The organism is Limnohabitans planktonicus II-D5, from assembly GCF_001270065.2.
Lineage (GTDB): Bacteria > Pseudomonadota > Gammaproteobacteria > Burkholderiales > Burkholderiaceae_C > Limnohabitans_A > Limnohabitans_A planktonicus.
In genome coordinates, this window is record NZ_LFYT02000025.1 from 40,625 (window position 1) to 65,240 (window position 24,616).

At 57.9% G+C, this 24,616-nt stretch carries 13 protein-coding genes; 7 read left to right on the forward strand and 6 right to left on the reverse strand.

Annotated elements, in window-relative coordinates:
* Positions 1 to 87: 87 nt before the first annotated feature.
* The 5 genes from H663_RS36360 to H663_RS41695 form a co-directional block, all read right to left on the reverse strand.
* A complete protein-coding gene (locus H663_RS36360) occupies positions 88 to 2,202 on the reverse strand; it encodes a sodium:solute symporter family protein (RefSeq protein WP_053172341.1) in 2,115 nt (704 codons plus the stop codon).
* A complete protein-coding gene (locus H663_RS36365; protein WP_053173533.1) occupies positions 2,199 to 2,462 on the reverse strand; it encodes a DUF4212 domain-containing protein in 264 nt (87 codons plus the stop codon). Before H663_RS36365 ends, H663_RS36360 begins: the two co-directional genes overlap by 4 nt.
* A 79-nt stretch (positions 2,463 to 2,541) precedes the next feature.
* Positions 2,542 to 3,159 carry a tetratricopeptide repeat protein gene (locus tag H663_RS36370; RefSeq protein WP_053172339.1) on the reverse strand — a complete coding sequence of 206 codons (618 nt, stop codon included), beginning with the start codon at positions 3,157 to 3,159 and terminating at the stop codon, positions 2,542 to 2,544.
* Complete coding sequence (locus tag H663_RS36375) at positions 3,150 to 3,446, reverse strand: hypothetical protein (protein ID WP_053172337.1); 297 nt, start codon at positions 3,444 to 3,446, stop codon at positions 3,150 to 3,152. Before H663_RS36375 ends, H663_RS36370 begins: the two co-directional genes overlap by 10 nt.
* A gap of 1,979 nt (positions 3,447 to 5,425) precedes the next feature.
* Positions 5,426 to 5,572 carry a hypothetical protein gene (locus H663_RS41695; protein WP_165803940.1) on the reverse strand — a complete coding sequence of 49 codons (147 nt, stop codon included), beginning with the start codon at positions 5,570 to 5,572 and terminating at the stop codon, positions 5,426 to 5,428.
* Between the two features lie 174 nt (positions 5,573 to 5,746).
* Between H663_RS41695 and H663_RS36380 the strand changes: the two genes are divergently transcribed.
* The 7 genes from H663_RS36380 to H663_RS36410 all read left to right on the forward strand — a co-directional run bounded on the left by H663_RS36380 (position 5,747) and on the right by H663_RS36410 (position 21,950).
* The gene (locus H663_RS36380; RefSeq protein ID WP_420844063.1) at positions 5,747 to 7,483 is read left to right on the forward strand and encodes an MFS transporter; all 1,737 of its coding nucleotides are present in this window, start codon (positions 5,747 to 5,749) and stop codon (positions 7,481 to 7,483) included.
* An 88-nt stretch (positions 7,484 to 7,571) separates the two neighbouring features.
* Complete coding sequence (locus H663_RS36385; RefSeq protein ID WP_053173531.1) at positions 7,572 to 7,754, forward strand: hypothetical protein; 183 nt, start codon at positions 7,572 to 7,574, stop codon at positions 7,752 to 7,754.
* 422 nt (positions 7,755 to 8,176) lie between these two features.
* On the forward strand, positions 8,177 to 8,620 hold the full coding sequence (locus H663_RS36390) for an REP-associated tyrosine transposase (RefSeq protein WP_053173519.1): 444 nt from the start codon (positions 8,177 to 8,179) through the stop codon (positions 8,618 to 8,620).
* A gap of 332 nt (positions 8,621 to 8,952) precedes the next feature.
* Complete coding sequence (locus tag H663_RS36395) at positions 8,953 to 10,581, forward strand: peptide chain release factor 3 (protein WP_053173521.1); 1,629 nt, start codon at positions 8,953 to 8,955, stop codon at positions 10,579 to 10,581.
* Between the two features lie 458 nt (positions 10,582 to 11,039).
* Entirely contained in the window at positions 11,040 to 17,042 is a 6,003-nt protein-coding gene (locus H663_RS36400; RefSeq protein ID WP_053173523.1) for an alpha-2-macroglobulin family protein, read from the forward strand.
* Between the two features lie 56 nt (positions 17,043 to 17,098).
* Complete coding sequence (gene pbpC, locus H663_RS36405; protein WP_053173525.1) at positions 17,099 to 19,207, forward strand: penicillin-binding protein 1C; 2,109 nt, start codon at positions 17,099 to 17,101, stop codon at positions 19,205 to 19,207.
* Positions 19,208 to 19,745: 538 nt separating this feature from the next.
* Complete coding sequence (locus H663_RS36410) at positions 19,746 to 21,950, forward strand: OsmC domain/YcaO domain-containing protein (protein WP_053172326.1); 2,205 nt, start codon at positions 19,746 to 19,748, stop codon at positions 21,948 to 21,950.
* A 780-nt stretch (positions 21,951 to 22,730) separates the two neighbouring features.
* Here H663_RS36410 and H663_RS41700 read toward each other — a convergent pair.
* On the reverse strand, positions 22,731 to 24,616 hold a 1,886-nt coding region (locus H663_RS41700), incomplete at its 5' end, for a beta strand repeat-containing protein (RefSeq protein WP_240620553.1).

Sequence of the window (24,616 nt, forward strand, 5' to 3'; positions counted from 1 at the left end):
CAAAAAAAACCCGATCGCATGACGCGATCGGGTTTTTTTGTTGAAAGGGATCAAGTTGGCAAGACAGGGCTTGCCAACATGGACCTTTTAGTGAGCAGCAGAGCCTTGTGAGGTGGTGCCGTCAAAGCTTGGGAAGCGGACGTTCTCGACCATGTCCTGAACTTCCTGGTCGGGTGCCTTGGTCAGCAGCGACACGATGATGATCACCGCGAAGCCCACAGGCACACCGAAGATACCGGCCGAGATGGGGGCAATGTCCCACCAGGTGTTGGCCTTCAGGATTTCTGGGGTCAGCGAACCCTCATGGAACAAGCCGTACATCCAGGGATGTGTCTTGACCATGTAGTAGAACGAGATGCCCAAACCAGCCACCATGCCCAGCGATGCGCCCCATTTGTTGGCACGCTTCCAGAAGATGCCCAGGGTCAACGCAGGGAAGAAGGCCGCTGCTGCAAACGAGAAGGCCGCAGACACCAGGAACAAAATGTCCGCCATGCGCAGCGATGCCACATAAGCAGCCGCCAAGGCCACGAACACCAAAATGACTTTGGAGATCGCCACGCGACGGTTGGCCGAAGCATTGGGGTCAATCACTTTGTAGTACAAATCGTGCGACAAGGCGTTGGCAATGGTGAGCAGCAAGCCATCGGCCGTGGACAAGGCCGCGGCCAAACCACCGGCTGCCACCAAACCGGAAATCACGAAGGGCAAGCCGCCGATTTCGGGTGTGGCCAAGACCACAATGTCACCGCCCAAGCGGATTTCTGCCAACTGCAAGATGCCATCTTTGTTGATGTCAGCCACCGCCATCAGCGTGGGGTCCACCACGTTCCAGCGTGCAATCCATCCCGGCAATTGGTCCATCGGCGTGCCGACCAAGAGCGTGTAGATGTCAAACTTGACCAACACCGCCAAAGCAGGCGCCGTGAAGTACAGCAAAGAAATGAAGAACAGCGACCAAGCCACCGACTCACGCGCTTCACGCACCGAGGGGACGGTGTAAAAGCGCATCAGGATGTGCGGCAAAGCAGCCGTACCAATCATCAAACAGAACACCAAGGCCAGGAAGTTCTTGCGTGCCACATCCCGGGCTGCGTCATCTTTGCCAGGGAAGGGCTCAGCATGACGCAGTGGAGGGGCTGCACGGGCCGTGTTGGTGGTGCGGGCCGCGGTGTAAGCCGCTTTGGCAGCCGCTTCATCCTTGGGCAAAGCGGCAACAGCAGCAGTCGCGGCTTTGATGTCAGCTTCTGGGGCGTTGGCGGCCTTCAGCTCTTCCAGCTTTTTGGTGGCAGCTTCTTTGTCAGCGGCCATGGCTGCTGGCACATCTTTCAGCTTTTCAGCGGCTGCATCAGCGCGTGCTTTAAAGATGCCGCGAACTTCGAGTTCTTTGGGGTCTTTCAGCAACTGCTCTTCTTTCGCCGTGACTTTTTCCAGCAAGTAGCCATAAGCAACCTGAGGCACTGGATTGCTGGTGTGTTTCACCGACAACCAAACCACGGGGATCATGTAAGCCACGATCAAGATCAGGTATTGGGCCACCTGAGTCCAGGTCACAGCGCGCATACCGCCCAAGAACGAGCACACCAAGATACCGGCCAAGCCGACATACACGCCCACATCGAAGGACAGACCTGTCAGGCGGGCAGTGATCAAGCCCACGCCAAAGATCTGTGCCACGACGTACACGAAGGACACCAAGATGGCCGCAAACACGCCGATCAGACGAGCCATGTTGCCGCCGTAGCGTGCACCCAAGAAGTCAGGGATGGTGAACTGGCCGAACTTGCGCAGGTAAGGTGCCAGGAACAGCGCCACCAAACAGTAACCGCCTGTCCAGCCCAAGATAAAGGCCAAACCGCCGTAACCGGTCAGGTAGAGCGTGCCGGCCATACCAATGAACGAAGCGGCCGACATCCAGTCAGAGCCTGTGGCCATGCCGTTGTACATGGCAGGCACACGGCGACCGGCCACATAGTATTCAGCGGCATCGTTGGTGCGACTCATCACACCAATGCCGCCGTACAAGAGCACTGTGGCCGCCAGGAAGGCGTAGCCAATGTACTCTTTGGGCATCCCCATCTGTTCAAGGATGGCGAGCACGATGACGAAGGCCGCAAAGCCCACGCCGTAGAAGATAAATACTTTGTTCAGAGATTTCTGAAACTGGCCTTGGGATTGGCCTTCTCCGCCAAAAACGCTCATGCTTCTTCTCCTTCTGAAACGCCATATTCCTTGTCAAGGTTGTTCATATAGCGGGCGTAGTACCAAATGATCAGGCAATACACGATCAGTGCGCCTTGGGCTGCGACCCAAAACGAGAACGGCCAGCCAAAAAAGCTGAACGTCAAATCACGTGAAAAGAACAAAAGCACGAACGTCACAAAGAACCACAAGGCCAGCAACAGCCCCGTGATTCTTAGATTTTTGCCCCAGTATTCCTGGTGCCTAGCAGTGAGCTGCATCGTCATCTCCTTCTTGTTGAAAAATAAACTACCGACTGTCACACTTCAATGTCTCAGCCCAAAGTTCTGGGCTTTGTATTCACGCAGGCCTGTCTAATTTGAGACCTGTTTCTCGTTCCAATTGGGCGGCCACCTTGGGCTCAAAGCCATTCAAATGGCGCATGACCTCCAGCGCTTTTTCGGGCTCACGCATCTCCATGTGAACCCGGGCCATTTGGTACCAGGCGTAAGGACTCATGGATTGCAATTCGGTGTTGCGCTTGAAGGCGACCAAAGACTCTTCAAACCGTTGTTGGCGCACCAGCACCAAACCCAGGCCATACCAGGCACGGTCCAGTTTTTCGTCGATCTGAATGGCAGATCTGAAGGCGTGTTCGGCTTCTTGGCTTCGCCCCAACTCTTCGCAGACAAAGCCCACATTGAAGTGGGCATTGGCGTTGTTGGGTGTGAGCACCAAAGCCCGTTCAAAAAATCCCAAAGCCTGAATCAAACGCTTGTCGTTCAGTTCCTTGAAACCCACGCTGTTCAAGGCCAGGACATCATCCGGGTTGATCTGCAGGATTTCTTGAAACACCGCATGGGCTTTGTTGCGAAAGCCCAAAACCAAAAGAGCCTTGGCTTGGAGACGCAGCCAAAAACACCGGCCTCGGCTGGAGGTGTTAGCGTGGGCGGGATGGGTATGGGTTTTCACTGACATGCTGCGATGCCCATTTCGAGACAAAGTTCAATTTTCAATTGCACCACCACGACCCAGGCGATCAAAAGCCAGCTGCTGGTGGCCAGCGGGATGTGTTGGTCCAGAATCAGTTTGGGGCTGATTTTGCGAGTGAACCAAAGTGCAGGCTTGGAGGCCACATCCAGCAATTGCCAAAAAACATTGCTGTCTCGCTTGGACCCCACCATCAATCCCAGCAAGAAACGCCCGATGATGAACATGAGGGAAAGTTCAATCAGACTCTTGGCGATGACAACGGCTAGCAGCATAGTGCTCCATATTGAAAGGAGGGTAAAAATTTTTCGGATTCTATGAAAAAGTTGAAAATCTTCAAATCAATCCGAAAGACCTTTTAATCTGTGGAATACACCTGTTTTTTTGCCATTGAATAAAGGGCGGTCACTCGAGAAAATCAACTTCCTGACATTGACCTGACAATGTTTGGGGGTGTATTTCGTTCCGTTTGGTGGCGATTGCGAGGGAAAACACTTAGCAAATGACCTCGTCAACAGATGAATTCATTAGCGTTTACCGCATGTTGAACACGGTGTAAAAGTTATGTAGGCACAGCGGATACCGACTTCTGTTGAGGACAGAACGCTTCGGTCTCGTCGCTTATTGATACAGCAAGCAGAAGTTTGAAATGTGTGAGACATCTCATCTCGCAGGTCGGTATTCGAATAGTTCGACGTGATGGGTTTGGGCACAGACCCCTGTCGGGGTCTTCGACCGCCGACCTACAAGTTCTTTGAGCATTGATCTCGTAGGTCGGCACTCGAAGAGTCCGACGTTGTTGGTTCGGCACAGGCCCACGTCGGGGTCTTCGACCGCCGACCTACAAGTTCTTTGAGCACGGACCTCGTAGGTCGGCACTCGAAGAGTCCGACGTTGTTGGTTCGGCACAGGCCTACGTCGGCGTCTTCGACCGCCGATCAGCAACATCTTTGAGCATTGATCTCGTAGGTCGGCACTCGAAGAGTCCGACGCTTGGCCGCTTCGGCACAGGCCCACGTCGGGGTCTTCGACCGCCGACCTACAAGATCTTTGAGCCTTGATCTCGTAGGTCGGCACTCGCAGAGTCCGACGTTTGGCCGTTTCGGCACAGGCCCACGTCGGGGTCTTCGACCGCCGACCTACAACATCTTTGAGCCTTGATCTCGTAGGTCGGTACTCGAAGAGTCCGACGCTTGGTCGTTTCGGCACAGGCCCACGTCGGGGTCTTCGACCGCCGACCTACAAGTTCTTTGAGCATTGATCTCGTAGGTCGGCACTCGCAGAGTCCGACGCTTGGCCGCTTCGGCACAGGCCCACGTCGGGGTCTTCGACCGCCGACCTACAAGTTCTTTGAACATTGATCTCGTAGGTCGGCACTCAAAGAGTCCGACGCTGTTGGTTCGGCACAGGCCTACGTCGGCGTCTTCGACCGCCGATCAGCAACATCTTTGAGCATTGATCTCGTAGGTCGGCACTCGAAGAGTCCGACGCTTGGCCGCTTCGGCACAGGCCCACGTCGGGGTCTTCGACCGCCGACCTACAAGATCTTTGAGCCTTGATCTCGTAGGTCGGTACTCGAAGAGTCCGACGCTGTTGGTTCGGCACAGGCCCACGTCGGGGTCTTCGACCGCCGACCTACAAGTTCTTTGAGCATTGATCTGGTAGGTCGGCACTCGAAGAGTCCGACGTTGTTGGTTCGGCACAGGCCCCTGTCGGGGTCTTCGACCGCCGACCTACAAAATATTTGAGCATTGATCTCGTAGGTCGGCACTCGCAGAGTCCGACGTTGTTGGTTCGGCACAGGCCCCTGTCGGGGCCTTCGACCGCCGACCTACAAGTTCTTTGAGCATTGATCTCGTAGGTCGGCACTCAAAGAGTCCGACGTTGTTGGTTCGGCACAGGCCCACGTCGGGGTCTTCGACCGCCGACCTACAAGTTCTTTGAGCTTTGATCTGGTAGGTCGGCACTCGCAGAGTCCGACGTTGTTGGTTCGGCACAGGCCTACGTCGGGGTCTTCGACCGCCGACCTACAAGTTCTTTGAGCATTGATCTCGTAGGTCGGCACTCGAAGAGTCCGACGCTTGGCCGCTTCGGCACAGGCCCACGTCGGGGTCTTCGACCGCCGACCTACAAGATCTTTGAGCCTTGATCTCGTAGGTCGGCACTCGCAGAGTCCGACGTTTGGCCGTTTCGGCACAGGCCCACGTCGGGGTCTTCGATCGCCGACCTGCAACATCTTTGAGCTTTGAAAACTTCACAGGGCCAAATCAATAGTTCTCACCGGCCATTCAAAGACGTATCCGCGTGCTGCATGCGGAAAAATAAAAATCAGATGCCACATCAAAGCAAGCAATGGCTGGTTGCTGAGCGTCGTGGACAGCTTGCGTTCAAAAGAATCCAATTTGTCCAACCAAGAAAGCGATGGATGCAGCGAGTCAACATTCGTCGCATGTAAGTTCGCGACAAGTTTGGCGTCAGCCGTGGGTCAGAGCAGCGGTGCACAGTGAATGCACTGACGTTTTTTGACGCAGCAATCTGATGGAGACTATTCATGGCAACAACTGAAACCCGACCCATGTCGGCAGAAGAGAAGAAGGTGATTTTCGCCTCTTCATTGGGTACCGTTTTCGAATGGTATGACTTTTACCTTTACGGTTCATTGGCAGCAATCATTGCCAAGCAATTCTTCAGCGGCTTGGACGAAGGCTCTGCTTTCATCTTTGCGCTGTTGGCGTTTGCTGCCGGGTTCATCGTGCGTCCTTTTGGCGCGATCTTCTTTGGCCGCTTGGGCGACATGATCGGTCGCAAATACACCTTCTTGGTCACCATCCTGATCATGGGTGTTTCGACCTTCATCGTGGGCATCTTGCCCAACTACGCCAGCATTGGCGTGGCCGCTCCCGTCATCCTGATCTGCCTGCGCTTGCTGCAAGGTTTGGCTTTGGGTGGTGAGTACGGTGGTGCTGCCACTTATGTGGCTGAGCACGCCCCAGCGGGCCAGCGCGGTGCCTACACCGCCTGGATCCAGACCACAGCGACTTTGGGCTTGTTCCTGTCACTGATGGTGATCTTGGGCACACGAACCATCATCGGTGAAGAGGCTTTTGCTGATTGGGGCTGGCGCGTTCCCTTCCTGGTCTCGGTGATCATGCTGATCATCTCGGTGTACATCCGTTTGAGCATGAACGAATCGCCTGCTTTCGTGAAAATGAAAGCCGAAGGCAAGACTTCCAAAGCGCCTCTGTCCGAATCTTTCGGCCAGTGGAAAAACCTGAAGATCGTGCTCCTGGCCTTGTTTGGCTTGGTCATGGGTCAGGCCGTGGTTTGGTACTCCGGTCAGTTCTACGCTTTGTTCTTCTTGACGCAAGCCTTGAAAGTTGACGGTGCCACCGCCAACATCATGGTCGCGATCTCTTTGATCATCGGCACACCATTCTTCGTGATCTTCGGCACACTGTCGGACAAAATCGGTCGTAAACCGCTGATCTTGTTGGGCTGCTTGTTGGCTGTCGTCACTTACTTCCCTGTGTTCAAGGCCTTGACCAAAGCGGCCAACCCAGACCTGTACGCTGCTCAGCAGTCGGCTCAGGTGACGGTGACTGCCGACCCAGCCGAGTGCTCGTTCCAGTTCAACCCCACAGGCACCAAGAAGTTCACTTCTTCTTGCGACATCGCTAAACAGCGTTTGGCTGGCGCTTCGGTTTCCTACGAAAACATTGCAGCGCCTGCGGGCACACCTGCTGTGATCAAAGTGGGCGAGACTGTGGTGAACGTCAAGTACTCCGCTGAAGACATCGCTGCTGCCAAGGCCAAGGCCGAGGAAAAGCTGGCCGCTCTGAACGCTGCTGAACCCAAAGACGCCAAGGCCATCGAAGCTGCCACCAAGTCTGTCAAAGACCTGAGCAACGAGAAGACCGCCGGTGCCACTTTGTTGGGCACCAACTTGAGCGCTGCCTTGAAGGCCGCTGGTTACCCCGCCAAAGCCGACATGGCCAAGTTCGACAAAGTCACCGTCATCATCATCCTCACTTACTTGGTGTTGTTGGTGACCATGGTGTACGGCCCGATCGCCGCCATGCTGGTCGAGATGTTCCCCACCCGCATCCGTTACACATCCATGTCCTTGCCTTACCACATTGGTAACGGCTGGTTCGGTGGCCTGATGCCCACAACTGCTTTTGCGATCGTGGCCCAGACCGGAAACATGTACAACGGCTTGTGGTACCCGATCATCATCGCGGGTGCAACCGTGGTCATTGGTGGCTTGTTCGTCAAGGAAACCAAAGACAACGACATCTACGCAGACGACTGATCTGTTTTGTAAGCAACCCGGGGTGACTCGGGTGCTAAATTCCGGGCCTTCCCTCTGTGGAGGGCCTTCTTTATTTTGGAGATGAATGATGTGGAAACTTGTTGTTGGATTCGTGATCTTTGCTGCCTTGGCTTTGTATGTGATCAGCAAAGGCGGTGACAGCCTGGACATGAGCGGTGAAAAGCATGGTGCTGATGCTGTGCATGTGGAACCCGCCAAAACAGATGCCTCCGCACCTGCTCCGGCTTCAGACGCCAGCGCTGCCAAGTAAGCAAGGTCTGTGCACCTGACCACCGTCAGATGCCAACCCATGAAAGCCACGCCATCGCGTGGCTTTCTTTTTTGCAAGAGCCAGCCCTGCTGGCGATGGCGAGGTTGGTCGTCCTACGAAGATTCATCGCTTGCAGGGCAAGCTCCTACAGGGGAATGGATCTGCTGCGGCTGTTGAATTTGTAGGAGCCAGCCTGCTGGCGATGGGGCGAAGGCTTATCGCTTGCAGGGTAAGCTCCTACGAGGGGACATGGGTTTGTAGGAGCCAGCCTGCTGGCGATGGGGCGAAGGCTTATCGCTTGCAGGGCAAGCTCCTACAGGGGACATGTGTGTAGGAGCCAGCCTGCTGGCGATAAGGTCGGCGAGGCACCGCTTGATCGCCTCGGGACCTTGTCCTACGATCTGCGCAGGGAGGGCAAAGAGATGGTGCACAGACCCCACTCCAGCCATTTGCGAACGGGACGGCATTCGCAAGCTGGCGGCATTTATTTGGTCACGGCCGTCACGGCTGATCGAAGACCGGTGTTTGACGACTTCCATGCAGCCAGGCAATTGATCCAGATCCTGCATCACCACGAATTTGCCAGCCGAGCCAACACATTGGCTTATGTGGTGATGCCGGACCATTTGCACTGGTTGTTTCAGCTTGGCGAGGTGGAATCTTTGTCTGCGTGCGTTCAACGCATCAAGTCCATGGCCACCAAAGCCATCGGCCCGGACCTCTGGCAAAAAGGATTTCACGACCACGCCATTCGATGCGAAGAAGACCTTCCCGCCATTGCGCGCTACATCGTGGCCAACCCCGTTCGGGCCGGATTGGTCTCACGGGTTGGCGTTTATCCCCATTGGGACGCCATTTGGGTTTGAGGGGCAGAATTTGTAGGAGCCAGCCCTGCTGGCGATAAGGGTTGGCGAAGGCTTATCGCTTGCAGGGCAAGCTCCTACAGGGAGAACAAATCTGCTGAGGCTATTGAGTTTGTGGGAGCCAGCCCTGCTGGCGAAAAGGGCGGTGGCGAAGGCTCATCGCTTGCAGGGCAAGCACCTACAGGAGAACAGAGTTGCTGTTGCTATTGGGTTTGTAGGAGCCAGCCCTGCTGGCGATGGATGCAGGTGCAGGGTCGGTAAAATCCCCCCATCGCGGCCACCCCTCGGCTGCCCCGCTCAGCACCCCTGTGGTGCCCCCCCGATCAGGACCCCTTGTGACTTACGCCCACGAAACCCGGCGCCGCCGGACTTTTGCCATCATTTCCCACCCCGACGCGGGTAAAACCACGCTGACTGAAAAGCTCTTGCTGTTTTCAGGCGCGATCCAGATCGCCGGTTCGGTCAAGGCGCGCAAAGCTTCGCGCCACGCTACTTCAGACTGGATGGAAATCGAAAAGCAGCGCGGCATTTCGGTGGCTTCGTCGGTGATGCAGATGCTCTACCGCGAGCACGTCATCAATCTGCTCGACACCCCCGGCCACAAAGACTTCTCGGAAGACACCTACCGCGTGCTCACCGCCGTGGACTCGGCCCTGATGGTGATCGACGCGGCCAACGGTGTGGAAGCGCAGACCCGCCGCCTGATCGAGGTGTGCCGACAGCGCGACACGCCCATCATCACCTTCGTCAACAAGATGGACCGCGAAGTGCGCGACCCACTCGATATTCTTGATGAGGTTGAGCGCGAGCTGGGCATGCCCTGCGTGCCCATGACCTGGCCCGTGGGCCAGGGCAAGAGCTTCGGCGGCATCATCAACCTGCGCACGCAGGCCATGACCGTGTTCGACTCCGGCAGCGAACGCCTGCCGCAAGACTTCGAAACCATCCCGCTCACCGAGCAAGCCCAACTGGCCGAGCGCTTTGGCCTGGAATGGCAAACCGCCATGGACAGCATGGAGCTGGCCACCGGCGCATCGCCCGCCTTTGACGAAGCGGCGTTCTTGGCGGGCAAGCAAACCCCCGTGTTCTTTGGCTCCGGCGTGAACAACTTTGGTGTGATGGAAGTGCTCGACGCCTTGGTGGACCTGGCTCCCGCGCCCAAGCCCCGCACCAGCAACCTGCTCGTCAACAAGCAGCCCGTGGTCAAGGAAATCCAGCCCGAAGACAGCGCGTTCTCGGGCGTGGTGTTCAAGGTGCAGGCCAACATGGACGCCAACCACCGCGACCGCATCGCCTTTGTGCGCATGGCGTCCGGCAAATACACCCCCGGCATGAAGCTCAAAGTGCAGCGCACCGCCAAAGAGCTGCGCCCCACCAGCGTGGTCACTTTCCTCTCTCAACGGCGCGAAGCCGTAGACGAAGCCTACGCGGGCGACATCATTGGCTTTACCACCCACGGCGGCGTGCAACTGGGCGACACCATCACCGATGGCGCGAATCTGCAGTTCACCGGCTTGCCGTTTTTTGCGCCCGAACTCTTCATGACCGTGATCCTGAAGAACCCGCTGCGCACCAAGCAATTGCAAACCGGCCTGGACCAACTCGGCGAAGAAGGCGCGATCCAGGTCTTCAAACCCGAAATCGGCGGCCCCATGCTGCTGGGCGCGGTGGGTCAGCTGCAGTTTGAAGTGGTGCAACACCGCCTCAAAGCCGAATACGACTGCGACGTGCGCCTGGAAGGCTGCCAGTACACCGGTGCCCGCTGGATCACCGCAGACACCCCTGCCGAGCTGCGCGAATTCACCAACGCCTACCCGCAGCGCATGTCGCTCGACGCGGCAGGCACGCTGGCCTATTTGTGCACCAGCCCCTACGATGTGCGTCTGGCGCAAGAGCGCTTTCCCAAAATCCACTTCCACCCGCTGCGCGAGCACGCGGGCTTGGCGCTGGGCAGCGCGGGGTAATTGCGTTGAGCGTTGAGCGTTGAGCGTTGAGCGTATTCAGGCCAACACGACTGACTGATCAGGCTGCATGTCGGGGCGATAGTTTCTGCCCGGTGAAGTCTGAACCGTGTGTTGCCCGTTGGGAGGATTTTGTGGGGGCTTCCAGCCAAGCGATAAGCCTGTGGTCCACAATCGTCTGATCGCCAGCAGGGCTAGCTCCCACAAGGTGCAAGATTGAAGTCTCACTGCAAACTTCACAGGGCCGGATCAATAAAGCCACCGACCTGCAGAATTCCTAACTTCTCAGGTCGACAAATTCAAATCCGACGTAGTGGGTACCCGGCTCATGTGGGGCTCAATTCACCGTCACTTCGGAGTACCGTCTCACAAGCATTTCAGACTTCAGATGACTTGCCCACCAAACAATACCAAAGTTCTCATTAATTCAGTTACGCTCAACGGTTCTTTGAGGAGTGGATGTGAGTTGGAATCAATCATGGTTGGCCTTGTGCCTGGGCACTGCAACATGGGCTGCGCACGCACTTGAAATCGTCGCCCTCTCGCCCCAAGGCGAAATTTCTCAGGTTCAGCAGGTTCAAATCAAGTTTGACAAAAGCGCTGTCCAATTTGGCGACCCCAAAGCCCCGGCCCCGGTCACATTCCAATGTTCAGACGCCCAAGTGAGCCAAGGCACTGGCCGGTGGCTGAGTGACCGCTCATGGGTCTATGACTTCAACAAGGCACTGCCCCCCGGTGTGCGTTGCCAGATTCAAACCAAAGCCGGATTCAAATCCCCCCAAGGCGAAACCCTGGCGGGCACAACCCGCTTCGCCTTCAACACAGGGGGGCCTTATGTGAAAAGCATTCAACCTCAGCCTCAAGGTTGGGTCAAGATCGATGAAGACCAGTTTTTCACCTTGCAACTCAATGGTCCTGCCAGTTTGCAAAGCGTTCAAAAGAACGTCTGGTGCCAAGTCTCTGATCTGGGTGAAAAAGTTCCGATCCGATTGGTGAGCGACAAAGAGCGACAAGCCTTGTTGCAAGCGCAAGGCTTGAGCAAACAAGCCCAAGCCTCACCCTTGAGCATCGTGACACTGGCTTGCAACCGCCGACTGTCGCCGTCTGCCAAAGTGCAACTGGTGTTCGGCAAAGGGGTTTCCACGCCTGGCACCGAACAAAGTCCAGGCGTTGCCAACTCGGTCGAAAAGCGTTTTGACTTTCAGGTGCGCGAACCCTTCGAAGCGAGCTTCAACTGCGAGCGGGAAAACGCCAACGCCGCCTGCTTGCCCATTCGGCCCATGACGCTCAACTTCAACGCGCCGGTGCCGGTCAAACTGTTGCAAGGCATTCGCCTGGTTAACGGCAAAGACAGCATCAAGCCCATCGTCGATGCATCGGGTGGCGACGATGCGGTGGCCGAAAGCGTGAGTTTTGGCAGCCCCTTGCCCGAGAAAACTGCCCTCAACATCACTTTGCCCAAAGGCTTTCAAGATGCGTCCGGTCGCAGCCTTCGCAATGCAGACAGCTTTCCCTTGCAAACAGCCACAGCCAGCATGCCCCCTCTGGCCAAATTTGCGGCCTCGCCCTTTGGCATTGTGGAGCGTCTGGCCGAACCCGATGGCACAGCCATGCTGCCGGTCACCCTGCGCAATGTGGAGGCGCAACTCAAGCTCAAAAGCTTGAGCACCGCCACGGGCAAAGTCAGCACACTCAAGGCGGACACCGATGCGGACATCATGGCCTGGTTTCGCAAAGTTCAACACTACGACAACTATTGGATTTCTCGCCCCCAAGCCCTCAAGGACACGGGGGGCAAAGTGCCCCCACCACTGGACAGCAACGAAAACAGCATGGTCCAGTCGCGCATGGTGTCTTTGCTGCAAAGCCAGGCACAATCCAAAACCTTGAACTTGCCGCAGCCTGCGGCCCAAGACCCGCGCCCCTTTGAAGTCGTGGGCATTCCGCTGGCACCGGGCTTTCATGTGGTTGAAATCGCTTCGCAAAAACTGGGCAACAGTTTGCTCGACGAGCGCCATGGCGCGCAGCGCACCATGTATGTGCGCACCTCCGCACTGGTCACCAACTTGGGGGTTCACTTCAAGCTGGGCCGTGAAAACGCATTGGCCTGGGTGACCACGCTGGACAAAGGTCAACCCGTGGCAGGCGCCAAAGTGGCTGTCTCCGACTGCTCGGGCAAGACGGTGGCCAAAGGCATCACCAACGCCCAGGGCATGGCCACGCTCAAAGGCATTTCACCCGAAGCGCCCAAATGCGGCGCAGGCTATGGCGAGGACTCTTACAGACAAGCCTATTTCGTGAGCGCACGCGCCGCGCAACCCCAATCAGGCGGCAAAGGGACCGTAGAAGACCTGGCCTTCACCTGGAGCGACTGGAACCGGGGCATCGAATCCTGGCGCTTTGGCTTGAACACAGACTTCTCACCACAACCGGATCAAGTCGCCCACACGGTGTTTGACCGCATGCTGCTGCGCGCGGGCGAAACCGTGTCCATGAAACATGTCTTGCGCGAACAAAACAGCAAAGGCTTCGGGCTGCCCACATCGCGGCCCCAGACACTGCGCATCACCCATATGGGCAGTGGCCAAAGCTACACACAGCCCCTGACGTGGCGAAAAACGGCCACTGGCGGCCTGAGCGCCGAAAACAGCTTTGCCATTCCTGCAGCTGCCAAACTGGGCGCCTATGACGTGGAGTTGTTCAACAGCTCAGACCGCTCTTTTTCGACCGGCCAATTCCGCGTGGAAGAGTTCCGCCTGCCCGTGCTCGAAGGTCGGATTGCACCGCAAGAGAAAAAGTCGCTGGTCAACGTGAAAAACGTCCCCATCGATGTGCAGATCAACTACCTCTCAGGCGGTCCGGCCGTGAACCTGCCAGTGCGGGTGTCGGCACTGGTGCGACCCAAAAGCCTCTCCTTCAACGACTTCAGCGAATTCAGCTTCAACCCGCCACGCGGCACACAAAACAAAACGGCCAATGAAGGCGACGAAGAAAACGGCCCCAGCACCGATGCGCTTGTGGTCGCAGACAAACTGCCCCTGACGCTGGGCAAAACAGGCGGCGGCAAGCTCACGGTCCAGCCCATCCCGGCCAGCCAAAAACCCCAAGACTTGGTGCTCGAAGCCACTTACTCCGACCCCAATGGCGAAATCCAGACCCTGCGCAGCACACAAACCCTGTGGCCTGCAGCGGTGGTGGTCGGCATCAAGACCGAAGGCTGGGTGTCCTCGCGCCAGAAGATGAAGTTCCAGGCCCTGGCCTTGAATCTGGCGGGTAAACCGCAAGAAGGCGTGTCCCTCGACGTCAAAGCCACCGCACGCATCACCACCACATCGCGCAAACGCATGATTGGTGGCTTCTACACCTACGACAACCAGACCACCCTCAAAGAGCTGGGCAGCGTCTGCAGCGGCAAAAGCGACGCGCGCGGCCTGCTGCTGTGCGACACCTCCATCGATGAGGCTGGCGAGATCGAGCTGGTGGTGACCGCCAAAGACAGCAGCGGCAACAGCATCCAGGCCGCATCCAGTGTTTACGTCACACGCCAAGGCGAACTCTGGTTCGGTGGCGAAGACCATGACCGCATGGACTTGCTGCCTGAGAAAAAGAGTTACCAGCCTGGCGACATCGCCAAGTTCCAAGTACGCATGCCGTTCCGCTTTGCCACTGCCTTGGTATCGGTCGAGCGCGAAGGCGTGATGCACTCCGAAGTGGTGCAACTCAACGGCCAGGACCCCACGATTCAGCTCAAAATCCAAGAAGGCTGGGGACCCAATGTTTTCGTCAGCGTCTTGGCTCTGCGCGGGCGCTTGCGTGAAGTGCCCTGGTACTCCTTCTTCACCTGGGGCTTCAAGGCGCCCAGTGAATGGTGGACCTCTTTTTGGTACGAAGGGCGCGAATATGTTGCCCCCACCGCCTTGGTGGACTTGAGCAAACCGGCCTACAGACTGGGCGTGGCCGAAATCCAGATCGGCACACAGGCCCATCAACTGCAGGTCAGCGTCAAGACCGACAAAGAGAGCTACCCCGTGCGCGGCAAAGCGCAAGTCACCGTGCAAGTCAAACTGCCCAACGGACAACCGGCCGCCAACGCAGAAATCGCCTTGGCTGCAGTCGACCAAGCCTTGCTTGAACTCATGCCCAACCGCAGCTGGAACCTGCTCGAAGCCATGATGCAGCGCCGAGCCTGGGGCGTGGACACCTCCACCGCACAAATGGAGATCATTGGCCGCAGACACTACGGTCGCAAGGCGGTGGCGCCCGGCGGCGGTGGCGGGCACAGCGGCACCCGGGAGCTGCTGGACACCTTGCTGCTGTGGGAGCCTGCCGTCAAGCTCGATGCCAACGGCCAGGCCCGCATCACGGTGCCCCTCAATGATGCGCTCACCACCTTCAAGATCGTGGCCGTAGCCGATGCTTCGACAGGCCTGTTTGGCACGGGCAGTGCCAGCATCCGTGCCACACAAGACCTGCAGATCATCAGCGGCTTGCCGCCCTTGGTGCGCGAAGACGACCAATACCGCGCCCAGCTGACCCTGCGCAACACCACCCAGCAAGCCATGAAAGTGGTGGTCACGCCCCGCGCCACCTTGCTCGATTTGCCCGCTCAAACCGTGGACATTCCGGCAGGCGATGCACGCGAAGTGTCTTGGCGGGTCACCGCGCCCGCACAACTGGCCAGCACGCGCAACGAAGCTATTCTGTGGGAAATTGAAGCCAAGGACACGATCAACGGGGCACGCGATGCGCTCAAAGCCAGCCAGCGCATCATCCCTGCCGTCCCCTTGACCGTGCAGCAAGCGACCTTGATGCAACTGGACGGCCCGCTCACGCTGTCCGTGGCCCCCCCTGCTGACGCCTTGCCCGGACGGGGCGGCTTGCGCATGGCTTTGCAGCCGCAACTGGCCGAAGGCCTGCCCGGCGTGAAAAACTGGTTTGCCAATTACCCGTTTGCCTGCCTGGAACAAAAAACCAGCAAATCGGTGGGCCTGCGTGACGGCAAACTCTGGCAAACCGTGGCTGCGCAAATTCCGAGCTACCTGGACAGCGACGGCCTGGCCCACTACTTTCCGCCACAAGGCGGCAACGCCAACACAGGCAGCGACACGTTAACGGCCTACTTGCTGGCAGCCACACACGAAGCGGCCAGCCTCAACCCTGCCTTTGCACTCAGTGATGAGGTGCGCGCCCCCATGGAACGCGGCCTGATCGCCTTCGTCGAAGGCAAGCTCAAACGCGATGTGTGGAGCCCCAGGGGCACGGGCAAAGACCTCGATGTGCGCAAACTCGCCGCCATCGAAGCCCTGTCACGTTACGGCAAAGCACAAGCGCGCATGCTCCAAAGCATCACCATCGCGCCCAACCAATGGCCCACCCATGCCGTCATTGACTGGATGAACATCCTCAAACGCATGCAGGACGTGCCCGATCGCAACAAACGTTTGAACGAAGCCACCTCGGTGCTGCGTGCGCGCATCAGCTACCAGGGCACCAAAATGATTTTCAGCACCGAAAAAGACGACTACTGGTGGTGGCTCATGCAAAACGGTGACGCGAACACCGCCAAACTGATCTTGGCCGTGATCGACGATCCAACTTGGAAAGACGACATGGGTCGACTGGCCAACGGTTTCATCGGACGCCAGAAAAACGGTGCCTGGCACACGACCACCGCCAACTTGTGGGGCGGTCTGGCACTGGAAAAATTCTCGGCCAAATTTGAAGCCGTCACCGTATCGGGCACCACCCAGGCCAAACTGGGCCCCAACACGGCAGCCGTCGACTGGAGCAAAGTCGAACGCGTCAAACCCAATGACTTCTCAGGAGCTTCGCAGTTCAACCTATTCGGTGCGCCCATGGTGCCCGGACAACTGCGCAACAACACCGCCTTCCTGCCCTGGCCAAAAGGGGCCAGCAAAGACAGCGGTGCAGACAGCCTGAACGTGACCCACCAAGGCCCGGGCAAACCCTGGCTGACCTTGCAATCGGTGGCGGCCATCCCGCTCAAAGCGCCGTTTTTTGCGGGCTATCAAATCAAGAAAACCATCACCCCGGTTGAGCAAGCCAACAAGAGTCTGCCTGCCAACACCTACACCCGAGGCGATGTGCTGCGCGTGACCCTTGAAATCAATGCCAGCACCGACATGAGCTGGGCCGTGGTCACCGACCCGGTCCCCGGTGGCGGCACGATTTTGGGCAGCGGCCTGGGCCGTGACAGTGAAATTGCCATCCAGGGCGAAAAACGTGAAGGCGACGCCTGGTTGGCCTTTGAAGAGCGCAGCTTTGAAGCCTTCCGCAGTTATTACCACTTCCTGCCCAAGGGCAACGTCAAGCTCAGCTACACCTTCCGCCTGAACAATGTGGGTGCATTCCTCATGCCCCCCAGCCGGATTGAAGCCATGTACGCCCCGGAAATTTTTGGCGAAACGCCCAACGCCAAAATCACGGTGGAGGCCCCTCGTTGAACTGGCGCCAGCGCTTGGGGCTGGCGTGCTGGATCTTGTTTCTACAGACCAGCGCCATGGCCACCACCTTTGAGGAAGTCAAAACAGCACACCGCCCTTCTGACACCTTGATCCTGGACCGGCAAGGCGAGGTCTTGCATCGCCTGCGCACCGACAAACAAATCAGGCGCGGCCCCTGGGTCGAATTGAGCCAGATTTCACCCGCCTTGCGTACCGCGCTGGTCCTGTCAGAAGACAAGCGTTTTTACGAGCACAGCGGCGTCGATTGGCAAGCGGTCACAGCTGCCGCCTGGGCCAATCTGTGGAACACCCGCACACGGGGCGCCTCCACGCTGACCATGCAATTGGCAGGTCTGCTGGACGAAGATTTGCGCCGTGGCAGCGACGGGCGAAGTGTGGTGCAAAAGCTGGGGCAAACCTTATCGGCCCAAAGCCTGGAACGCCAATGGCGCAAAGACCAGATCCTGGAAGCCTACCTCAACCTCGTGCCCTTTCGCGGCGAACTGGTCGGCATCGAAGCCCTGAGCCAGACCCTGTTTGGCAAAGCCGCACATGGCTTGAACCACCTTGAAGCCGCCATGGCCGTGGCCCTGGTGCGCGCACCCAACGCCAAAGAACGCCAAGTCGCGCAGCGCAGCTGCCAAGTCCTCAAAAGCCTGGCGTCCCAGCCCGACTGCGAAGCCGTCAGCCTGTTTGTCAGCGCCACACTGGCCAGGCGTGACTATGCCGCCGATGAAGGCATCGCCCCTCATGTGGCACGTCAAGTGGCCAAACAACGGGCTCAAAGCCGCACCATCATCACCACCTTGAGTGCCCCGCTGCAACGCTTTGCCGTGCAAACCCTGCAGACCCATCTGCGCGAGCTGTCCGGGCGAAATGTGCAAGACGGCGCTCTGGTCGTGCTCGACAACGCCAGCGGCGAAGTACGTGCCTGGGTCGGCTCATCCGGCCCCATGAGCCAGGCCGAGCAAGTCGATGCCGTGACCACGCGGCGCCAGCCCGGCTCCACACTCAAACCCTTTTTGTATGCGCAAGCCCTGGCCGAAAAGCGCATCACCGCCGCATCGCTGCTGGAAGATTCGTCTGCACAAATCCAGACCTCGGGCGGCCTGTACATCCCCCAAAACTACGACCACCACTTCAAAGGCTGGGTTAGCACCCGCACATCATTGGGTGCATCGCTCAACGTGCCCGCCGTGCGCACCCTCATCATGGTCGGCCCCGATGCCTTTCAAAAACAACTGCGCCGACTGGGCTTGCCACTCCAACAAAGCGGCGACCACTACGGTTTCAGCCTTGCCTTGGGCAGCGCCGAGGTGAGCCTGCTCGACTTGAGCAACGCTTACCGCACCCTGGCCAACGGCGGACGCAGCGGCCCCACCACACTGCTGCGGGCCGCCAAAGCCAGTCCGCACACTGCACCAGCGCTTGCCGCCGTGCCCGCCCTCGATGCGCGAGCGGCCTTCATCGTCAGCGACATCATGAGCGACCCTGTGGCTCGCGCACGCACCTTTGGCACCGACAGCGTGCTGACCACACGGTACTGGACGGCCGTTAAAACCGGCACCAGCAAAGACATGCGCGACAACTGGGCCGTGGGATATTCACAGCACTACACCGTGGGCGTGTGGGTGGGCAATGCCAGCGGCGCCCCCATGTGGGACGTGAGCGGCACCACAGGCGCGGCCCCCATCTGGGCGGCTGTGATGAACTTTTTGCACGCCCAACAAAGCAGCCAGCCCCCCAAGCCCCCCACCGGATTGGTGCATCAACGGGTCACGTTTGAAGGAAACCAATCCGAGGCTGCCCGTGAAGAGTGGTTCATTGCAGGCACAGAACAGGCGACTTTTGCCACGGCCAGCCAAGACAAAAGCGCCCTCGCCAACGTCGCACGCATCACCTCGCCCACCAACGGCAGCATCATCGCCCTGGACCCCGACATCCCACCCCAAAGCCAGCGCCTGACACTTCAAGCCCAAGGCCACAAACTGCGCTGGCTGCTCAATGGCCAACCCCTGGCCCAAGGCAACCAAGCCCTGTGGCTGCCCTGGCCTGGACGTCACACCCTGCAAATCACCGATGCAAAAGGCAAGGTGCTGGACGAAGTCAAACTCGAAGTGCGCGGGGCGGGGGTCAAGAAAGCTGCGTCTTCGTCTGCTCGTTAAGGCGTACATTCAAAGGCAGAGTTTTCATGCGCTCAGATGCAGCATCTCGCCCCTTTATTGATCCGGCCCTTTGAAGTATTCAATGGTCAAAGAGCTTGTAGGTCGGTGGCAACAAAGCCGACATGGCGGGCTTCGGTGCAGGCTGCATGTCGGGGCTAAAGCCACCGACCTACGGGGTGATGGTGCAAAAATTTCAAACTTCAGCGTGCCGGATCAATGTGTGGGGAATGTCATCTCCCAGAGTACGACATGATGGGTTTGGGCATAGGCACATGTCGGGGTCTTCGACCGCCGACCTACAACATCGTTGGGCGTTGAAATTTCTCAGGGCCGAATCAACAGATCGGAAATTCAAGCACACAGCGTCAACTGTGTCGGTGCTTGAGGGCCATTAGGGGCTTGTAGCGGCGCGGTTCAATGGTCAAGTTCTGACCCTTCCTGCACCCACGAAGCCGATGCCTCATGAAGAGATAATCACCCATCCGAACGCTCTACTGCACCGTGGTAGGTCCATTCCTCTTCATTTGAAAAATCTGCCATGGAAATCAAAGTCAACTTTCTTGACAAGTTTCGTCTTGAAGCCAAATTCGATGACTTCACCGTCGTCGCTGATCAGCCTGTCCGTTACAAGGGCGATGGCTCGGCCCCGGGGCCGTTCGATTATTTTTTGGCCTCATCGGCTTTGTGTGCGGCGTACTTTGTCAAGTTGTACTGCGTGACGCGCAATATTCCGACCGACAACATCCGTCTTTCGCAAAACAACATCGTCGATCCTGAGGACCGCCACCAGCAGATTTTCAAGATCCAGGTGGAGTTGCCGTCCGATATCGCAGAAGTAGACCGTCGGGGGATTCTGAAATCGATTGAGCGTTGCACGGTCAAAAAAGTCGTGCAAGCGGGGCCCACGTTTGTCATCGAGGAAGTCGACAACCTGGATGCCGATGCGCAGTCTTTGCTGACGCTCAAACCCAGCGCTGACACCCACACGTTTATTGCAGGCAAGGATTTGCCGCTCGAGCAGACCATTGCCAACATGTCAGGCATTTTGGCCAGCTTGGGCATCAAGATTGAAATTGCTTCGTGGCGCAACATCATTCCCAATGTGTGGTCCTTGCACATCCGCGACGCGCATTCGCCCATGTGCTTTACCAATGGCAAGGGCGCGACCAAGGAAAGCGCTTTGGCCTCGGCCTTGGGCGAATACATTGAGCGGCTCAACAACAACCATTTCTACGCCGGTGCCTTTTGGGGAGAAGACATCGCCAACGCGGCGTTTGTCCATTACCCGAATGAGCGCTGGTTCAAGCCGGGCAAAAAAGATGCGCTGCCCGCTGAAATACTGGATGCGTACTGCCGCAACATTTACAACACCGATGGCGAGTTGCGTGGCTCGCATCTGGTGGACACCAACTCCGGCAACAACGCGCGCGGCATCTGTTGCCTGCCGTATCTGCGGCAATCGGACGGCGAGGTGGTGTACTTCCCTTCCAACCTGATTGAAAACCTGTTTGTCAGCAATGGCATGAGTGCGGGCAACACGCTGGCCGAAGCGCAGGTGCAGTGCCTGTCCGAAATTTTTGAACGGGCAGTCAAACGCCAAATCATCGAAGGTGAAATCTGTTTGCCGGATGTGCCGCAAGAGGTGCTGGCCCAATACCCCGGCATCCTGGCCGGCATTCAAGGCCTCGAAGAGCAAGGCTTTCCCGTGCTGGTGAAAGACGCGTCGCTGGGCGGGGCCTACCCGGTCATGTGCGTGACCTTGATGAACCCACGCACGGGCGGTGTCTTTGCATCGTTTGGTGCGCACCCCAGCCTGGAAGTGGCGCTTGAACGCAGCCTGACCGAGCTGCTGCAAGGCCGCAGTTTTGAAGGCCTGAATGATTTGCCCCCGCCCACGTTTGAGAGCAACGCGGTCACTGAGCCCAATAACTTTGTGGAGCACTTCATCGATTCCAGCGGCATCGTGTCGTGGCGCTTTTTCAGCGCCAAAGCAGATTTTGAATTTGTGGAATGGGATTTTTCTGGTCAAGGTGAAAACCGCAATGCCGAGGAAGCGGCCACCTTGTTGGGCATTCTCAAAGACATGGGCAAAGAGGTTTACACCGCAGTCTATGACCAGTTGGGTGCCATCGCCTGCCGGATTTTGGTGCCTGGGTATTCCGAGGTTTACCCCATCGAAGATTTGATCTGGGACAACACCAACAAGGCCTTGCTGTTTCGCGCCGACATTTTGAATTTGCACCGCCTGGACGATGCCAGCTTGTCAGCCCTGCTGGAACGCCTGGAAAACAATGAGCTCGATGAGTACTCTGACATTGCCACCTTGATCGGCATCGAGTTCGATGAAAACACAGAGTGGGGTCAGCTGACGGTGCTCGAGTTGAAGTTGTTGATTCATCTGGCTTTGAAACAGTTTGACGAAGCGCATGAACTGGTGGGCGCCTTCCTTCAGTACAACGACAACACCGTAGAGCGCGGTTTGTTTTACAAAGCCTTGAACGTGGTGCTGGAAGTGCTGCTCGATGATGAGCTGGAACTGGACGACTACGCGGTCAACTTCCGCCGGATGTTTGGCAACGACCGGATGGACGCCGTCATGGGCTCGGTGGAGGGCAGCGTGCGCTTTTTTGGCTTAACGCCCACGAGCATGCAACTGGAAGGGCTGGACAGGCACCACCGCCTGCTCGACAGCTACAGGAAGCTGCATCAGGCAAGGGCGAAAGTCACGTCGAGCAAAAACTGATTGATCCGGCACGCTGAAGTTTGAAATTTTTGCACCATCACCCCGTAGGTCGGTGGTCGAAGACGCCCACACAGAGCTTTCGCTACACCCCAAACGTCGGACTCTGCGAGTGCCGACCTACAAGACCACAGCCCCGTAGGTCGGCGGTCGAAGACTCCGACATAGAGCCTTCGCCACACCCCAAACGTCGGACACTCCGAGTACCGACCTACAAAACCACAGCCCCGTAGGTCGGCGGTCGAAGACCCCTACACAAAGCCTTCGCCACACCCCAAACGTCGGACTCTCCGAGTGCCGACCTACAAAACCACAGCCCCGTAGGTCGGCGGTCGAAGACCCCTACACAAAGCCTTCGCCACACCCCAAACGTCGGACTCTCCGAGTGCCGACCTACAAGACCACCGACCCGTAGGTCGGCGGTCGAAGACCCCGACACAAAGCCTTCGCTACACCCCCAAACGTCGGACTCTCCGAGTACCGACCTACAAAACCACAGCCCCGTAGGTCGGCGGTCGAAGACCCCGACATAGAGCCTTCGCCACACCCCAAACGTCGGACTCTGCGAGTACCGACCTACAAAACCACAGCCCCGTAGGTCGGCGGTCGAAGACCCCGACATGGAGCCTTCGCTACACCTAAAACGTCGGACTCTCCGAGTACCGACCTACAAAACCACCGCCCCGTAGGTCGGCGGTCGAAGACCCCGACAAATGCCAGTCACCCCTCAGGCGGTCGAGGCCGAAGACCCCGACGTTCACCGGCTAAACCGGCCCTGCATGCTCAAAGCTTGGCGCTGGGTGCCAGGCACAGCTCAATGCCATCGCCAGCGCTCTCCTCGCATTCGCACTGCTGCAAGTTCTCGGGTGAGCAAGCTTGTGGCGGCGAGGCTGCTGCGCCCGATGGCTCTCTGCTGTCAGCACCCGAATCCACAGCCCCCGCCACAGCGGCACCCACGCCCCCTGCGTTAGAGAAGCCCGACAAGTTCAAACGGCTGGTCGGCGTTGTGGTGCGGGCCAGGGCCACTGCCACGGTGCTGTTGGTCACCACGGCCGGGGTGATCCGCAGCGCCGCATTGGTGTAAGCAATTTTGTAGTTGCTCAACACCGTGGCCGCATTGGCCGGTGCAGCGCTCAGGTTCGAGTTGTACGTGCCCGCAATCAAGCCAGTGGCCAAGCCAGACACCGTCACATCCTCACCCGCCACAAAGCCCGACTTGGTCGCTGGCGATTGCGTTTGCTGCGTGCCATTGGCCTGCACCGTGGTGGCGTTGCCCGTCACGGCCGCGTCCTTGGGCGTGATCGTGCCCTTGCCAGTCAACGAAGTCGGCAAGTTGTAGTTGTTCAGATCAGTACCCGATGCTGCCGCAAAGTTGCCCGCCCCCAGATTGGCCGTGACGCTGCTCGCACCCAGTACATTCTTGTCGTTGTACAAAGCGACTGTTTGGTTCACGCTGGCGGTTTCCGTCTGGCCTGCAACGGTCACACCTTTGACGGTGAAGGCGGTGGGGACCAGGGTGGCGGCTGTGCTGCCGTCGTAGGTTTTGGTTTGGTCGGATAGGGTGACTGTGAGGTTGGCTTTGGCGATGTTCAACGTACCGTTGGTCTTGGTGATGTTGGCGTAGTTATTTGCCAAATCAGCATTGCTGCCCGTGAAGGTGCTGGTGTAGCTGCCTGCGTTCTTGCCGCTGGCGCCTGCGGTGATGCCTGCAACAGCGGCCGCACTGTTGATGGCGTCATCACCCAGCAGACCTGTCACACCAAAGCCAGAAACGCTTTGTGTCGTGCCGTTGTACACCTTGCTGTTATCGCTGTTGGCGGTCAGAGTTACGGTGTTGGAACTCTTGCTGATCGCGCCATTGCCTGCCACTGTAGTGGGCAAGTTGTAGTTGCTCAAATCTGCTGTGCCAGCCGCAAAGTCAGTTGCCACCAAGGTCGCGGTGACCGTTGTTGCAGCGTTCACGTTCTTGCTGTTGTAGGTGCCGCTGGCTTTGTTCACCGTTGCAGTTTCTGCCACGCCGCCCACTGTCACGCCCGTGGCTGTGATCGCACCCGTTGCCAATGCAGCTGCTGTCGTGCCGTCATAGGTCTTGTTCTGGTTGCTCATGGCCACAGCCAAGTTGGCTTTGCTGATCGTGCCACCACCGACTACTGTTGAAACTGTAGTGGGCAAGTTGTAGTTGCTCAAATCTGCTGTGCCAGCCGCAAAGTCAGTTGCCACCAAGGTCGCGGTGACTGTTGTTGCAGCGTTCACGTTCTTGCTGTTGTAGGTGCCGCTGGCTTTGTTCACCGTTGCAGTTTCTGCCACGCCGCCCACTGTCACGCCCGTGGCTGTGATCGCACCCGTTGCCAATGCAGCTGCTGTCGTGCCGTCATAGGTTTTGTTCTGGTTGCTCATGGCCACAGCCAAGTTGGCTTTGCTGATCGTGCCACCACCGACTACTGTTGAAACTGTAGTGGGCAAGTTGTAGTTGCTCAAATCTGCTGTGCCAGCCGCAAAGTCAGTTGCCACCAAGGTCGCGGTGACCGTTGTTGCAGCGTTCACGTTCTTGCTGTTGTAGGTGCCGCTGGCTTTGTTCACCGTTGCAGTTTCTGCCACGCCGCCCACTGTCACGCCCGTGGCTGTGATCGCACCCGTTGCCAATGCAGCCGCTGTCGTGCCGTCATAGG